At 41.4% G+C, this 14,710-nt stretch carries 15 protein-coding genes; 7 read left to right on the top strand and 8 right to left on the bottom strand.

Annotated features, from left to right (window positions below; all coding sequences use genetic code 11):
• Positions 1-33: 33 nt before the first annotated feature.
• The 5 genes from AEQ18_RS11695 to sfsA form a co-directional block, all read right to left on the bottom strand.
• A complete protein-coding gene (locus tag AEQ18_RS11695) occupies positions 34-351 on the bottom strand; it encodes a PTS sugar transporter subunit IIB (RefSeq protein WP_054116520.1) in 318 nt (105 codons plus the stop codon).
• A gap of 135 nt (positions 352-486) precedes the next feature.
• The gene (locus AEQ18_RS11690; protein ID WP_054116519.1) at positions 487-3,201 is read right to left on the bottom strand and encodes a sigma 54-interacting transcriptional regulator; all 2,715 of its coding nucleotides are present in this window, start codon (positions 3,199-3,201) and stop codon (positions 487-489) included.
• A 62-nt stretch (positions 3,202-3,263) separates the two neighbouring features.
• Complete coding sequence (locus AEQ18_RS11685) at positions 3,264-4,538, bottom strand: DEAD/DEAH box helicase (RefSeq protein WP_054116518.1); 1,275 nt, start codon at positions 4,536-4,538, stop codon at positions 3,264-3,266.
• A gap of 12 nt (positions 4,539-4,550) precedes the next feature.
• Positions 4,551-5,552: a Gfo/Idh/MocA family protein gene (locus tag AEQ18_RS11680; RefSeq protein WP_054116517.1), complete on the bottom strand. Its 1,002-nt coding sequence runs from the start codon at positions 5,550-5,552 to the stop codon at positions 4,551-4,553.
• Positions 5,553-5,569: 17 nt separating this feature from the next.
• Positions 5,570-6,310 (bottom strand): DNA/RNA nuclease SfsA, encoded by a 741-nt coding sequence (gene sfsA, locus AEQ18_RS11675; RefSeq protein WP_054116516.1) that lies wholly within the window; start codon positions 6,308-6,310, stop codon positions 5,570-5,572.
• A gap of 176 nt (positions 6,311-6,486) precedes the next feature.
• On the opposite strand from sfsA, the gene AEQ18_RS11670 reads away from it, so the two are divergent.
• The 3 genes from AEQ18_RS11670 to AEQ18_RS11665 all read left to right on the top strand — a co-directional run bounded on the left by AEQ18_RS11670 (position 6,487) and on the right by AEQ18_RS11665 (position 8,780).
• Positions 6,487-6,828: a DUF4828 domain-containing protein gene (locus AEQ18_RS11670; RefSeq protein WP_054116515.1), complete on the top strand. Its 342-nt coding sequence runs from the start codon at positions 6,487-6,489 to the stop codon at positions 6,826-6,828.
• A gap of 203 nt (positions 6,829-7,031) precedes the next feature.
• Positions 7,032-7,184, top strand: coding sequence for a hypothetical protein (locus tag AEQ18_RS15775; protein WP_162838228.1), 153 nt, complete (start codon positions 7,032-7,034; stop codon positions 7,182-7,184).
• Positions 7,185-7,448: 264 nt separating this feature from the next.
• Complete coding sequence (locus AEQ18_RS11665; protein WP_054116514.1) at positions 7,449-8,780, top strand: serine hydrolase; 1,332 nt, start codon at positions 7,449-7,451, stop codon at positions 8,778-8,780.
• Positions 8,781-8,839: 59 nt separating this feature from the next.
• Here AEQ18_RS11665 and AEQ18_RS11660 read toward each other — a convergent pair whose 3' ends face one another.
• Positions 8,840-9,340, bottom strand: a complete 501-nt coding sequence (locus AEQ18_RS11660) for a GyrI-like domain-containing protein (protein ID WP_054116513.1) — start codon at positions 9,338-9,340, stop codon at positions 8,840-8,842.
• A 123-nt stretch (positions 9,341-9,463) separates the two neighbouring features.
• Here AEQ18_RS11660 and AEQ18_RS11655 point away from each other — a divergent pair, with 123 nt between their 5' ends.
• Entirely contained in the window at positions 9,464-10,663 is a 1,200-nt protein-coding gene (locus AEQ18_RS11655) for a YdcF family protein (RefSeq protein WP_054116512.1), read from the top strand.
• A 53-nt stretch (positions 10,664-10,716) separates the two neighbouring features.
• On the opposite strand, the gene AEQ18_RS11650 is transcribed toward AEQ18_RS11655, so the two are convergent.
• Both AEQ18_RS11650 and AEQ18_RS11645 read right to left on the bottom strand, forming a co-directional pair.
• Positions 10,717-11,226 carry an HD domain-containing protein gene (locus AEQ18_RS11650; protein ID WP_054116511.1) on the bottom strand — a complete coding sequence of 170 codons (510 nt, stop codon included), beginning with the start codon at positions 11,224-11,226 and terminating at the stop codon, positions 10,717-10,719.
• A gap of 115 nt (positions 11,227-11,341) precedes the next feature.
• Entirely contained in the window at positions 11,342-12,109 is a 768-nt protein-coding gene (locus tag AEQ18_RS11645; protein WP_054116510.1) for a TrmH family RNA methyltransferase, read from the bottom strand.
• Between the two features lie 99 nt (positions 12,110-12,208).
• Here AEQ18_RS11645 and AEQ18_RS11640 point away from each other — a divergent pair, with 99 nt between their 5' ends.
• The 3 genes from AEQ18_RS11640 to AEQ18_RS11630 all read left to right on the top strand — a co-directional run bounded on the left by AEQ18_RS11640 (position 12,209) and on the right by AEQ18_RS11630 (position 14,607).
• Positions 12,209-12,487 (top strand): acylphosphatase, encoded by a 279-nt coding sequence (locus tag AEQ18_RS11640; RefSeq protein WP_054116509.1) that lies wholly within the window; start codon positions 12,209-12,211, stop codon positions 12,485-12,487.
• 115 nt (positions 12,488-12,602) lie between these two features.
• Positions 12,603-13,535 (top strand): membrane protein insertase YidC, encoded by a 933-nt coding sequence (gene yidC / locus AEQ18_RS11635; protein WP_054116508.1) that lies wholly within the window; start codon positions 12,603-12,605, stop codon positions 13,533-13,535.
• A gap of 130 nt (positions 13,536-13,665) precedes the next feature.
• The gene (locus AEQ18_RS11630; RefSeq protein ID WP_054116507.1) at positions 13,666-14,607 is read left to right on the top strand and encodes an AEC family transporter; all 942 of its coding nucleotides are present in this window, start codon (positions 13,666-13,668) and stop codon (positions 14,605-14,607) included.
• Positions 14,608-14,710 lie beyond the last annotated feature (103 nt).

Genomic DNA, 14,710 nt, shown 5'->3' with positions numbered 1-14,710 from the left:
TAAAAAATCCTCCTTACACTTCCATACATTTGTTTATTTCATTAAGCTTTCAGCTTGCGCCAAAACTTTTTCGCCATTCATCATGCCATAATCTGCCATGTTGATGACGTCTAAAGGAATTCCTTTAGGTGCCAATTTTTGTTCAAATTGTGCTTTCATGAATCGAACTTGTGGTCCAAGCATCAGCACATCGACTGGTTTAGACTCTAAATGCTGATCGGCTTCTGAAGCTGAGACCGCGAAGATATCTGCTTCCATTCCTTTAGCTTCCGCCGCTTTTTGCATTTTTGTTACGAGTAAACTGGTACTCATTCCTGCTGAACAAACAAGCATAATCGTTTTTTTAGCCATTGTGTAGTTCCTCCTTTCTATTCGTGGTTACACTTAACTATTAAGCAAAAAACGTGCCAAAAAAAAATCGGTTCAAACCTTGTTAAATCAAAGGTCTGAACCAATTCGCTTTCTTACACACTCATCAAATTCTCATTACACACTAATATTGTGTGCGGATTCATGATAATTTTTGATTTCATTCTCTAAAAACATTTGTGTCAAATACGCAATTTCATCTTCCGATATTTTGACTTGGTAATTTTTTTCGATCTGCAAAAGATGAGTCCGTAACACATCATTCTCAATACGGTATTTTTTTTGGAATATCGACAAGTCTTTAAATTGTCTGCCTGGTTCTTTTTTCAGTAAGCTTTCTACCAAAAAGGCTAGGTGGATCACCAACCCCGCATCAACAGTCGGTTCAACAATTACATGCAGCTGATTTTGGATCTGATGGACGATCTTTTGCAAACTTTCGATCAAATGATAGACTGAGCCGACATGCGTCAATGTATTTTCTAACGAACGTACGATTTTTTCGATGGGTACTTCATCGGAAACGATTCGTTTCAAGACATTCAGCCGATCATCATCAAAAACATCGTACGCAGAAAAGAAGGGAATATTTTGATAATCGATTTCGACTGTTCCAGCAATTGCTTTGATTTCATATTCCTCTAATAAACCATCGATGTGTTTTTTGAAGGTTTCTTTTTCGATAAATTGCATCTGGATGATTTCAACTTGGGCCTGGTCAACCACCGGGAAAATCCGTTGATACAGCTTGGCTGCGACGCCCTCGCCGGTAAAACACGTGACGATCACAGCTTTCTTGCTCCCTTTTGCCTCGTGCACGGTTCTAAATTGTTCTTGAACAATGGTTTCAAAAGAACGCTGGATGTTTTGATAAATGTCTTCTAGACTTCGTCCGCTGTCGGCCATTCGTAAAGCTTCAAGGACGATCATGGTGCTGGTCATCGAGATTGCTTTGGTACGAATGCCGGTTTCTTCAAAGATCAGATTTGCAAAAGAATTCAATGAGCCCATATCTGTTAATAACAGCAAGCCATTATCCAGCTGCTCTTTATGTTCTTTTACGTAAGTCAGTAAATGATCATACATGTGGCCAACGGACATATCCAACGACATATTCATGGCCCGACCGTTTTTGGTCCCCAATAATTCTTGGGCTGCAGCAAGCATACTGCTGGCAGTAGCTGTTCCGTGCATCAGCACAATGATCTCAATTTTTTCTAATGGCAAATCTGCAGCTTGCTTGACTTGAATAGCTAAGAACATACTGATAAACCCAATCTCATCAAAAGGAATCTCTACGTGCTGCTCTTCTTCAATGATCGTAGAGAGATCCATAGCGACTTGAAACTCTGATTTAAGATTCTTGCGCACTGTATTCAAGTCGGGATGCACGATCATATGTCCGTCTTTGACCCGCTCCAATGTGCTTTGGACATGCAACGCAAAAGCAAAACGGGCTTTTTCACTGTAGCTACGGGACAATTCTTGTTCTGCGATATCATATAGACGATTGGCCAAGCGCCAAATATCTTCAGGAATCAATTCTTTATGCACTGGATGTTGGGTCAATTCTTCGACATATTTTTCAAAGTAGAGATCGACATCCTTGGAAATCAAATTTTCTAAATCAATATTTTCGACACCTGTTTCGATCAGAGAACTGACTTTTTCTTCGATTTCATTATATACTTGCATATTTCTTTGCGGATCATGGGACCAGACGATGTCTTGATCACCTGGCTCAAAACATAAGAAATCGCCTTTCCCTTCTAGAAAGCGATCCAAGCGCTCGGAGAGTTCTTTGATTTTTAATAAGCCTTTTTGCACTTGCAAAGAGCAATCTTCCTTACGAATCAGCAAATTCTTTTTGCCATACGTCCGATAATGCAGAAAAGCCTTGGCGCATACCAGTTTCAGATCACGTTTGATTTGACCGATATTGCCTTCTGCATCATAAAGCATAAATGCCAAAATCGCATCCCGTTCGACATCGATCCGTTGATTCAAGCGTGTCGCTTCTTGTTTGATAAATAAAGAGATGATCTCGTAACGTTCGTCTAAAGAACGACTTTCCACGTTGGGCAATGTGATCGCCATTGGGATCCGTCGATTGAAGGTCGTCAAAAAATTGGTGGAAGATTCCGTGGTAGCCCCAATGATTTGAACAGCAGCTTCATAGACTTGATTGCTTTCTCCTAACGGACGATACACACCTTTATCAATAAAGGTAAACAGCATTTCTTGCCCTTCTGGAGGTAAACGATGGATTTCATCTAAGAATAAAATGCCGCCATCTGCTTTAGCCATCAAACCTGGACTGTCTTCTGCTGCTCCAGTATAGGCACCTTTTTTGATACCAAAAATATGACCAAACAACAATTGCGGATTTTGTGCGTAGTCCGCACAGTTGAAGGAGACAAAGGGGGCATCTTTTTTCAGCATCTTTGATTCAACTGCAAAATGATACATACATTCTGCAAACATCGACTTCCCGGTCCCGGTTTCTCCGAAGATGATGGTATGCAACCCTCTAGGTGGATACAAAATGGCTGCTTTCGCTTGTTGGATGCTGACTTTTAAAGAAGCTTGAACCCCAACCAAACTTTCAAAACTGACTTCTGAGGAAATATCGACATGGACTGTTTCTTCTAATGGTTCATAGACCACAGGTCGGCCTGAGCGTTTGCCGATTTTATTTTCTTTGAATAATTCACTGAGATAACGGCTAGCATTGCTGCGATCGATTTGCAGGATATTCGCTACATCAACTGCAGTCAATCCTTGTTTATGCAGTTCAATCGTTTGAAATATCTCTTCTTTTCGAGAGTTCATTCAACAGCCTCCTCATATTACACACTATTTTTTCCACTTTTAATGGTAACACAAAAAGACGCTCAATGGCGTCTTTTCCCTTTGTCTTTTTGGTTTTTTTGTTTCTTTTTGGTTTTTTTTGCGGGAGTGTGTAACTTTTCAGGTGTTTTCACGGAAGTTTTCTGCACAGTTTTAACTTTCACCTTGCTTACTGGGTCCGGCGTGCTGATCGGTGCTTCAGTGTGTAACGCACCACCATGAAGATAAACTTCTTGCAATGAGATATCCAACTGCTTCACGATTTTCTTCAAATCTTTGACGGCATGTTCTTGCAGGATCGTGACCACTGTTCCTTCTTTGCCCATCCGTCCCACACGGCCGGCACGGTGAAGATACGATTCTTTGTCTAAAGGCACCTCAGTATTGATCACATACGGCAGCTCATAGATGTCTAAGCCGCGGGCAGCAACATCCGTCGTCAACAACTGGCGGATCTTTCCTTGTCTAAAGCTTTCCAGTGCACCACGACGGGCTAATTTATTTTGATCAGAGGCCAATGTTGCCACGGGTAATCCATGATATAGCAGTTTCTCTTCGGCATTCCCCATCGCACTCAATTCGTTAAAAAAGACCAAGCCGCGAAAATCCGGCAAGTGCGCCAGGCGTCTTAAAGCGTCTACGATTTTCCGTTGCGGATAGACCAAATAATAATGGTGGATCATTCCTTTACTTTGATCGTCGGCCGTCACATCAACGAGCAATGGTGTGCCATCAACTAGAGGTTGAATCTCTTTGATCACTTCATTGGCGGTCGCCGAAAAGAAACAGCGTTGTGCTTGTTTTGTTAAAGTCTGATTGATTTTGGCCGCTAAACCAAGCTGTCCTTCTTTTAATAATTGATCAACTTCATCTAGAACTAGCATGTCGATTTGTTGGCTTTTGATTTTTTTTGCTTTAATCAATTCTAGGACGCGGCCAGGTGTCCCCACCAATACTTCAGGCTTTGCTTTCAACTTCTCCACTTGGCGTTTGGTGTTGGCTCCTCCAATCAGCGGCTGAACAGCCAAACCAATTGCTTGCCCCCATATGCGTGCCACTTCAGTCACTTGCATCGCAAGTTCTTGCGAAGAAGTCAAAATCAATAGTTGATTGCCTTCCTTTGGTTTTACTTTGCCTAAAAGCGGCAAAAGATAAGCCAATGTTTTTCCAGAACCTGTTGGCGATACACCAATCAGTGATTGTCCTTGTGCTAATGGTTCATAAACTTTATCTTGGATCAGTGAAGGCGCGCTGAATCCAGCATCTTGCCAAAGTTTCTGCCAGGCATCTGGCCATGTTGTATATTTAAATTCTGTCATTTTTATCCATTCCTACTCTTGGTCTGCATCAAAATCGATGTCTGCTTGTTTCCGCATGAGGTATATCGTTTCATTGACACTGCGTGCCAGCTCAACCCATTCTTCATAGCGTTTCCCTTGCAGCGGATCAGTGCTGTCTTCGATCACATCTGCGAAATCATTGGCTTCTTCTACCATTGGATTCGCTTGCGCCGCAACCGCTAATTCTTGAGTATCCGCTTCTGAACGGCCATAGAATGTCGCTTCTTCGATGGCATTCACAGCATTTAGGTCTAATGTCCCATTGTCAAAATAGATTTCAGAACGCAAATGCGCGTCAGCGATTTTTCCTGTTTGGATCGTCACATCGAAAGTCGGGTAACGTAAGATCGCACTCCCGATACCGTCGACACCTGTTGGCAGCTTGCGGGCAAAGTAATGGATCCCTTCCGGTTTGCCAAACCAAGCCAAAGTGGCATAAATCGTATAGACGCCCAAGTCTGCCAATGCGCCGCCGGAAAAATGAGGAGAAAAAATATTTGGTTCTTCCCCTGCCAAAACAGCATCATAGCGGGATGAATATTTCATATAAGAAAAGTTGGCCCCAATGATCGCACCTTTTGTTGGTAAGAAATCGGCCACGGTCCGGAAGCTTTTTTCGTGGATGTTCCGAGCTGCTTCAAAAAACAGGACTTGTTGCTGATTTGCCAATGTGATGATTTCTGCCATTTCTCGTGGTGTTGAAAACGCAGGCTTTTCGACGATCACGTGTTTGCCTGCAAGAATCGCTTGTTTGGCTTGCGCAAAGTGTAAACTATTGGGAGAGGCGATATAGACAGTGTCGATCTCCGGCAAGTCAAAAAAGGTCTGTAGATCTGTTTCATAAAGAACCTCGCCATATTTTTTGCCAAAGGCTTCCGCCTTGGCCAAAGTTCTTGAATAGACAGCGCGTAACCGATAGCGGTTGGTTTGGTGTGCTGCTTCAACAAATTGATCGGTTATCCAATTGGTACCGATAATGCCTAAATGAATCATAAGAATGCCTTCTTTCTTTATTCAATCGTTGGATCATTTGGATCTTTAAATGGTGCTGCTAAATCAAATGGTATTGGGGAGAGAAGTGAGATCTTTCCTTCGTCCACTTGACAATTGTATGCAAAAACTGAGACGTTCGCCAACTGGGCTTGGGCGATTGCCTCTGCCAATGCTGGTTGCATCTTACGATGGATCGTTGCTACGTCTACCCCTTCAAATTGGATCAAAAATAAGACCGCAGCATAGTAACCAGCTTTTTTGGCATGGATCAATTCATTGACATGCTTTAAACCTCTAAGGGTAGGCGCGTCTGGAAATGCGCCGACTCTATTGTTTTCCAACGTCATTCCTTTCACTTCCACAAAGCCAGTTTCACCTTGATCGGTTTCCAGATAAAAGTCAAATTTCGATTGACCATAGACCACTTCTCGCCGCAATAGGACAATCTCGCCATTCAAACCAGGCAATTGAATTTGCCCATCAAGCATGCCTTCATACGCCAAGCGATTCGGGATTTGACTGTCGATATTGATCCATTGGATGCCCTTTTTAACTGCAATCAAATCATAATTGGTCTTCCGCTTAGGATTATCCCAATACTGTAAGACCACTGGTACCCCTTCGATCAGCACTTCTTTGCCTCGACCTGTATTTTTGACATGAACAATGACTTCTTCGCCGGTAAGCAAACGGCAACGAGCAACAAACCGATTGTCTCTTACGATAAAAGAAGCTTTGACGATATTCGGGTAATTCACTTTATCACCTATTCTTTTTGAATCATAGCATAGTTTTCTAAAAACTTCTAAAGTTCAAACTAAAGTACCATGTTTTTTTACTTACTCATGGTATACTAGTTTCAACAATTTTGCTACTTCATTGTCCCTTCTTTACGGGTCAATCACTGAAGCGGCACGAGATAGGACGTGAATCTGTGAAAAAGAAATCATTGTTGATTGGCTTATCATTGGCGACAGGGTTTGTCAGCTCCATTTTACTAAAAAAAGAAAAACAAAAACAAGAGATTCGACAAAATTTTATTGGCAAATGGCAGTTCACTTTAAAGATGAACAAACCTGTGATTGTAGATATCACTGCTGATTACACCCTTTTAATAGAAGAAAAATTGATTCCTACGACAATCGTTGAACTCACACCTACGCGGCTTGTCTTGTTGGATTCGTTCGGGTATCATTTGATTTTTGAACAAAAAGGTGCCGTCATCACACTTTATGATGAAGCGGAAGATACCCACTATTCCCTCAAAAAAATGTGAATGCACCGTTCATCCTTTCTTCACAAATTCTTCTGTTATTACTCAGACTTTTTCCCAGCATTTAGCGCTGGTTCATGCTATGATACATATATCAAGTGGTTGAACAAGGTGTTCCGTTGAGTGATGTTTGATCGTTCATAATTTAAGGTGTAGGTTCGACTCCTACCTTCCACATTACTAAAAAACAGAAAGAAGGGATTCATATGTTAGCTACATTTATTTCACTATTCTCCATTTTTGCATTGGCAGCTTTATTGGCAGGCACATTCTTTATGGCACGTTTATTGATGGACCAAGAAGCCAAACAAGTGAAAGTTCCCGTTAGAATCCACAACGAAGACAATCGCAGACAGTAGCCAAATCCTTCATCGATGTGTTTGATCATTGTACCGCCACCTTTCTCGTATAGAGAAAGGTTTTTTTGTTTTTAAGTTACGATTAAGCTTTACTGTTTAAGCTAGATTCGATGCAGCTTGCCACTCTGCTTGTTCATAGGAACATAGATAAAGCCATGTTTATTTGCAATATTCTTTCTAAGTTTGTTCCGATAGTATTGCAACCGTCGCTACACTTTGTTAAACTTTTTTTTTAGATACAGACTAAAGGAGCTAACTATCACTATGCCAAAAATGACCAAATTTGGGTACTCACTCGTTGCAGCTTGCATGATGCTGTTTGTTGCCATTGGATTGCCCCTCGTTTCTTATGCAGACGATACTGCGATAAGTACATCAGAGATACAAGATTTCTCTATTGATGCCAAAGCGGCTTTTTCCTTAGACTTTGATACTGGGAAAATTTTATATGATCAAGATGGGGATACAGCAATGGGCATCGCATCCATCACTAAGATCATTAGTTTATATCTGGTTGCAGAACAAGTAGAACAGGGCAATCTTGCTTGGGATGACACGGTAGAGATCTCACAGTATGCAGCTGATTTGAGTGTATCTCCTGACCTATCCAATGTCCCACTGCATCAAGACGTCACCTATACTGTGAAAGATTTGTATGACGCCAGTTATATACAATCTGCAAATGCTGCTATTGTCGCCCTAGCTGAAAAAATAGCTGGTTCGGAAAGTGATTTTGTTGACTTGATGAAGGAAAAAGTCAGCTCTTGGGGGATCGACGATGCAAAACTGGTCAATGCTTCTGGCCTGAATAATTCATACTTAGGAGAGAATATCTATCCCGGCTCTACCTCCACCGATGAAAATGAGTTATCCGCAAAAGACGTAGCCATCGTTGCACGCCACTTGCTGCAAGATTTTCCAGATGTGTTGGAGATCACCAGTACAACGACGCAAACGTTCGGCGAAGGTTCATATTCTCCTGTAGAAATGGTCAACTGGAACTGGATGTTGCCAGGATTTACCAATGCGAAGGATGGGGTCGATGGCCTAAAAACCGGCACAACGGACTTGGCTGGTGCTTGTTTTGTCGGGACAGCTGTCAAAGACGGTCAACGAATCATCACTGTCGTCTTGAACGTCAATGGTCATGCTGAAAATCCAAGTGTGCGTTTCATCGAAACAGGGAAACTAATGGATTATTCTTTCGATGCTTGGGAACAAGTTGAGGTTTTACCGGCCAATGCTGAACTGTCAGATACAAAAACAGTTGCTGTCAAAGACGGAAAAGAGTTGACTGTATCTGTTGCCCTCAAAGAAAGCTTGACATTGTGGGTACGTAAAGACATGGATGCAACAGCTTATACGACCACCATTGACTACAATGATCAATTTGTTGATGCCGCGCTGCAAGCACCTGTCAGCAAGGATACCGAAATCGGAACTGTCACAGCATCGATCCCTGCCGATACATTAGGGTATGTTGATGAGAGCAGTACAACTTCCAGCCCATTGGTCACAACTGACACCGTTGAAAAAGCCAATATTTTTGTTCGTGGCTGGCGCGGCGTCACTTCTTTCTTTTCAAACTTATTCTAAAAAAAACGCATCTCCCTTGGTTGACTGATCAACCTTGGGCAGATGCTTTTTTTATGCGCTCATGTTTGCGGGGTTTCTTCTGGCTCGACTGGGAAAAACAATTCAACTTCGCCTTCTTTGAAATGAGGAAGATATCTTTCCTGGATCGCGGCAGCCAATTGTACCTTGTTTTCTGGTAAAACTTCAGAAAGCATTTTTTCCGTCATCATACTGAGATTTCTCTCATCTGTTTTGATCGCAAGATAAGACATGGCAGGTATTTCCCAACGCACCCAACCGACTGGTGGGAAATTTTCAGTCAAGACTTTGACACCAGCTAAATAACGTCCGGTTTCTTGCCATGGTTCTAACCATTTGTCTCCATCACTCATCAGTCCCCAAAATTCCAAATCTTTGGCCTCTTGATCACTGACTAAAAATTCAATTTCTTGAAAATCTTTCGTGGCAAGTTCCCACAATGCAGGGACCCAAGAACCGCCATCTTCTGCTAATCCTTTTCCCTCTTTTCCTATCACATAAAACGCTGGCACATCCACGCGAATGACTTCACCTAATTCCATGATTCATCCTCCTTCTTTTCTTTATTTTAGCGAATAGTCAGTATTTGAGCAACTTTGACCTCATACTGAAGCATTTTTCGAGAAATTTGGTATACTAAAGATATTGTTGAAGGAGTGAATCATATGGTTTTTGCACCAATGCTGATTTTTGGCATCATTTATTTTTCGGGTGTGTTTGCGGTCCAAAAATACCGCAGAAAAAAAGATGACCCCGATATATTTTTCTTTGAATCTTGTTGGACGATTTTCGCCTTATTGATTTATTTGGCGATCACCGAAATACGAACCGGCAGTTTCTTTATTCTGATCCCGGTCGCTTTTGGCAGCCTGTTCTTGTACGCCTATCGCAAAAACAAGCATCGTTTGATCAATGGTCTGTTATTCAACCTGTTTATTTTATCCTTTGGCGGCTACTTGATCATCCACTTGATGCGGACTGAAGATCCGCTTGTTGGCGGCTTGCTCGCAGTCTTACTATTCTTATTTTTCGCCGTTCTCTTATTTGGGTTAGTCATTTTGGTGGTCTTTCTATATTGGAATTCATTGGTCGTTTTTCGACGTGAATCACATTCCATCGCAAATCTATTGACGTTGATATTGGCAGTCGTCTTAACGATTTTCCTATTTTCAGATGTGCTGCTCCAACATTTTCCTGAATGGGTCAATGTCCTTTTTGGCATCGCACCCGTGAGTTTGTTTTATTTGTTCTTCGTATTCTTGAACTTTTTGTCAGTATCGGTTCTCTATCAATTTAATCACCCCCATTATGATCAAGATTTCATCATCGTTTTGGGTGCTGGTTTGATCAATGGTGAAACTGTATCGCCTTTACTTGCGCAACGGATCAATAAAGCCATCGACTTTTACCACTTGCAATTTCAGGCAAAAAAACAAGCCCCTCGTTTACTGATGTCTGGTGGACAAGGCAGCGATGAAAAAGTGCCTGAAGCGATCGCCATGAAAGACTATGCCATTTCACAAGGGATACCGGAAGGCGAGATCTTGGTCGAAGCCAATTCGACAACGACTCTTGAGAATATGAAGTTTGCGAAAGAAGTCATGGATTCGCTGAAACCACAAGGATATAAAGCAATTTTCAGTTCCAATAATTATCATATTTTCCGTGCGGGTCTCTATGCAGATCAAGCAGGTGTCAACGCGAATGGGATTGGCGCTCATACTGCCTTCTATTACTTGCCAAATGCCTTTTTGCGAGAATTTGTTGCTATTTTGTTTATGCACAAAAAACGGCATATCATCGTTTTATCTAGTATAATCATCTTTTATATCATCGCCGCTTTGATGCAACTATACTTCACGTAGAAAAAGACCAAGAGAGCGCATACGCGTTCACTTGGTCTTTTTACTTTATCCGATCAATGGATCGTCCGTTGTTTTTTCCAGAACCGTTGCGCCCATTTTTCTTTCAAGCCCTCAGTCATTGGTTCCGAAGCTTCTTTGATGGCACAATATTTATCCACCATTGTGACGATATAACTTTCTTTATATCGTGGCGGTGCAATCGTTGCCCCCCACATATGCTTCAAAATAATATCTTTTTCAAGATCGCTCAATTCAGTGATTTTTTCGGCATTTTTTACTGCAATTCGCGGATGCATATAGGCATGTGTACCTTCATCAAACTTCGTCGTCCGCCAATCATAATAAAATAAATCATGAAGAAGTCCTGCACGTGCTGTTGCTCTTGCATCGCCGCCCCATTTCTTGGCCAATTTGTAACTGTAATATGAAACGCTGATCGAATGCTCCAAACGAGTGGAATTCATATGCTGCACAAAGTTGGCTAATTTTTTCACAGCGTCTGTTGCTAACAGGTCCGCTACGTAAGACATATATTCGCTATCTTCTTGCCATTTATCTGTCATAGATTCTTTTCTGCCACCTTTTTTGATCTGCTTGATTGTTACAAGATAAAGTATAGCACCAATGAACCGTTTTTTCTAGATTCCTTCAGTCAACAGAGCATAGTTTAACAGTTCCTTAATGATCTAAACCTGTTGCATGATACATCAATATACCTGCTGCTATCGCTACATTCAAAGATTCTGCTTCACCATAGATTGGGATGTAGACATTTTGATCGGTCACTGCCAATAGGTCCTTTTGTACCCCTTGGCCTTCATTTCCCAAAATGAACGCTGCGGGATATGTATTGATGTTGGTATAGGCAAGTGCATCTTTATTCAGCTCAGTACCATAGATCTTCACCTCTTGGGCACGCAACGCTTCGATAAACTCAGGAATAGCCCCCTCAACGATTGGCAAATGGAAGTTGCTGCCTTGCATACTTCTTAACACCTTTGAGCTGTATAGGTCTGCCGTTCCTGTACCTAAGAAAACACCTGTAAAACCAGCCGCATCGGCCGTCCGAATCATTGTCCCTACATTCCCAGGATCTTGCACATTGTCTAAGATCAGCCAGTTTCCTTTTAATTGATCCGGCAACTGATTTTCTTTTGCAACAACAGCAAATATTCCTTGGGGTGTGGGCAATTCTGACAAATAGTCAGCGATTTCTTCCGTAATCAAATAAAGCACAGCATCCACTGTTTGCAGACTATCCTTGCTTTCTTCATATCCACGAGACGTTACAAAAATCGTTTGAATGGCGGCATTTGCGCGAATCGCTTCTTGGACTAAATGCCAACCATCGATCAAATACTGGCCGCTTTGCTGACGATATTTCTTTTGACTTAATTTTTTTGTATCTTTGATCAGTGCATTCTTTTTTGACTGGATCTCATTCATAGCTGTCACCTCGACTCATTATAGCATGACTCAATCAGTGAAACTTGTTCTTTTACAAAAAAAACGCTATCATAAATATAGAGCAAAGGAGGCATCCCTATGGAAAAAGTACGCATTACAGTCGATGGTCGGGTCCAAGGCGTTGGTTTTCGCTACACCACCAAGATGCTGGCTGATCAAATAGGTATCACCGGAACTGTAAAAAATCAACCCGATGGTACTGTAATGATTGAGGCAGTCGGTGAGTCAGAAGAGATGGCGCAATTTATCGAAGGTGTCAAAGGTTCTCCTTCTCCTGCGGGAAAAGTAAATGATATCAAGATTACCGACGACCCCACGATTGAAACAAGAACAACATTCGATGTGGTTTACAGTTGACTATTGCGATAAAAAAGATTGACTTTTCAATGAATTTCTCTTTGTACATTGAAATAGTCGGTCTTTTTTAGTATAGTTATTTTTGTCTAAATTTATTGTGAAGAGGAAGAAAAAAATGTCTAAAATGAATAAATGGTTCCTTACATCTGGATTATTTGGTCTTTTATTGACCTTATCTGGTTGCGTAAGTACGAATGCTGATGGCACGCCTAAAGAATCCGGCATGATTTATCGTTTCTTGGTCAAACCACTTGGAAGCATGATCACAATGCTGGTTGAAAATTTTAACTGGTCCTATGGCTGGGCAATCATCGCCGTGACGATCATCGTGCGTGTGATTATTTTACCTCTAGGTATCAATCAATCACGGAAAACAATGATCCAAAGTGAAAAAATGCAATTTTTGAAACCGCAAGTCGATGTCGCACAAGCCAATTTGAAGAAAGCTACGACGCGTGAAGAACAAATGCAAGCGCAAGCTGACATGCAAAAAATCTATTCTGAAAACAATGTCAGCATGTTCGGTGGTATCGGCTGTCTGCCGTTGCTGATTCAAATGCCGATTTTCTCCGCTTTATACTTTACTGCACGCTACACGCAGGGCATTCAAAATTCTGAGTTCTTTGGTTTTTCATTAGGTGAACCAAGTATCATCTTTGTCGCGATCGCTGGGATTGCCTACCTTGCCCAAGGGTATATCTCAACCATTGGGATTCCAGAAGAACAAAAGAAAACCATGAAAACGATGTTGATCGTATCGCCATTGATGATCGTCTTCATGTCTATGAGTGCACCCGCTGGTGTGACATTATACTGGGTAGTCGGTGGGGTCTTCAGTTGTATTCAAACATTTATTACAAATGTCATCATGAAACCAAAGATCAAAGCACAAGTAGAAGCTGAAATGAAAGCCAATCCCCCAAAAACAGTTGTCACACCACGTAAAGATGTGACACCAGAAAAACCAGCAACGAGTGACAAGAAAGCGTTGAACAACGGCAAGAACAATTCTTCTGGTCGAAATGCTGGCAAACAACAACGGAAATAATCTGCCAAAAAACCAAATCTATGTGGATTTGGTTTTTTTTCATGAGATTTATCTGAAAATTCCCGCTATTTTCTTTAGCAGAGATTGCAAGTTGTTGCGTGATTCGCTATAGTAAATGTGAGGTGAGTAGATGTTTGACGCATATATCAATATTTTTGTCATTTTTAGTTTGATGTTTATCGGTTATATCCTGTCATATAAGCAATGGTTCTCCAATCGAACAGCAGACACATTCTCAAAACTAGTCTTGAATTTGACGTTACCTGCCAATATGTTTTTGACGATCATCAAGAATTTCACGAAGGAAGAATTTCTTTCACTGGTTTCCGGCATGGTCATTCCGTTACTCTCGATGCTGATCACTTATATGGTTGGCCATCTTTGGCGACGTTTTTTTCATGTTGCGCATAAACATAAAGGGGCTTTCTCCTCTATGTTTACTTTCTCGAATACGATTTTTATCGGTTTGCCGATCAACTTAGCGATTTTTGGTGAAAAGGCTGTTCCTTATGTGTTGCTCTACTATATCGTCAACACAACCTTGTTTTGGACGATTGGGATTTATGAATTAGCGAAAGACAGCCCTCATTTTGAAGAGGCACAGGTATCTTTTCATCCCTTGGTTGTCATCAAGAAAGTCTTTTCACCTGCCCTGATTGGCTTTATCATTGGGTTGATCTGGATGTTGCTTGCGATTCCTCTACCACATTTTATCAATAGTCTTGGTAGTTATTTGGCGGATTTAACAACGCCTTTGTCGATGTTTATCATTGGGATCATCGTTTATTTTGGCGGATTGAAAAATTTGAAGATGACCAAAGATATCGCAGGCATTCTGTTTGGCCGCTTCATCCTCTCTCCACTGATCGTTTTCGGATTGGGTTATTTGATCAAGATCCCGGAACTGATGCTGCAAGTTTTCGTGATCCAATCCTCGATGCCTGTGCAGAATTCTGTACCAATCTTAGTCCGCAATTATCAAGGCGATGAAGAATTTGCCACTACTGCTTTAGGATATTCAGTTTTGTTGTATATGGTGTATATTCCGATTTTATTGTTGTTGCTGTTTTGATTGAAAAAGACGTCTATTCTATTAAGAGAATTTGTACTGCTCTCTCATAGGATAGACGTCTTTTAAGTTATTTAAACATGTTGATCTGAATTGCAAACTGAAT

The organism is Enterococcus sp. RIT-PI-f (assembly GCF_001297065.1).
Taxonomy (GTDB): Bacteria; Bacillota; Bacilli; order Lactobacillales; family Enterococcaceae; genus Enterococcus_D.
Note: the sequence above shows the minus strand (reverse complement) of the source record. Positions and strands in the feature narration are given on the sequence as shown.

What these genes read in the sequence shown, in the direction of transcription:
- AEQ18_RS11695 (WP_054116520.1), bottom strand. Translation starts at nt 351, where the DNA reads ATGGCTAAAAAAACGATTATGCTTGTTTGTTCAGCAGGAATGAGTACC.
- AEQ18_RS11690 (WP_054116519.1), bottom strand. Translation starts at nt 3,201, where the DNA reads ATGAACTCTCGAAAAGAAGAGATATTTCAAACGATTGAACTGCATAAA.
- AEQ18_RS11685 (WP_054116518.1), bottom strand. Translation starts at nt 4,538, where the DNA reads ATGACAGAATTTAAATATACAACATGGCCAGATGCCTGGCAGAAACTT.
- AEQ18_RS11680 (WP_054116517.1), bottom strand. Translation starts at nt 5,552, where the DNA reads ATGATTCATTTAGGCATTATCGGTACCAATTGGATAACCGATCAATTT.
- AEQ18_RS15775 (WP_162838228.1), top strand. Translation starts at nt 7,032, where the DNA reads ATGTTAGCTACATTTATTTCACTATTCTCCATTTTTGCATTGGCAGCT.
- AEQ18_RS11665 (WP_054116514.1), top strand. Translation starts at nt 7,449, where the DNA reads ATGCCAAAAATGACCAAATTTGGGTACTCACTCGTTGCAGCTTGCATG.
- AEQ18_RS11660 (WP_054116513.1), bottom strand. Translation starts at nt 9,340, where the DNA reads ATGGAATTAGGTGAAGTCATTCGCGTGGATGTGCCAGCGTTTTATGTG.
- AEQ18_RS11655 (WP_054116512.1), top strand. Translation starts at nt 9,464, where the DNA reads ATGGTTTTTGCACCAATGCTGATTTTTGGCATCATTTATTTTTCGGGT.
- AEQ18_RS11650 (WP_054116511.1), bottom strand. Translation starts at nt 11,226, where the DNA reads ATGACAGATAAATGGCAAGAAGATAGCGAATATATGTCTTACGTAGCG.
- AEQ18_RS11645 (WP_054116510.1), bottom strand. Translation starts at nt 12,109, where the DNA reads ATGAATGAGATCCAGTCAAAAAAGAATGCACTGATCAAAGATACAAAA.
- AEQ18_RS11640 (WP_054116509.1), top strand. Translation starts at nt 12,209, where the DNA reads ATGGAAAAAGTACGCATTACAGTCGATGGTCGGGTCCAAGGCGTTGGT.
- yidC (WP_054116508.1), top strand. Translation starts at nt 12,603, where the DNA reads ATGTCTAAAATGAATAAATGGTTCCTTACATCTGGATTATTTGGTCTT.
- AEQ18_RS11630 (WP_054116507.1), top strand. Translation starts at nt 13,666, where the DNA reads ATGTTTGACGCATATATCAATATTTTTGTCATTTTTAGTTTGATGTTT.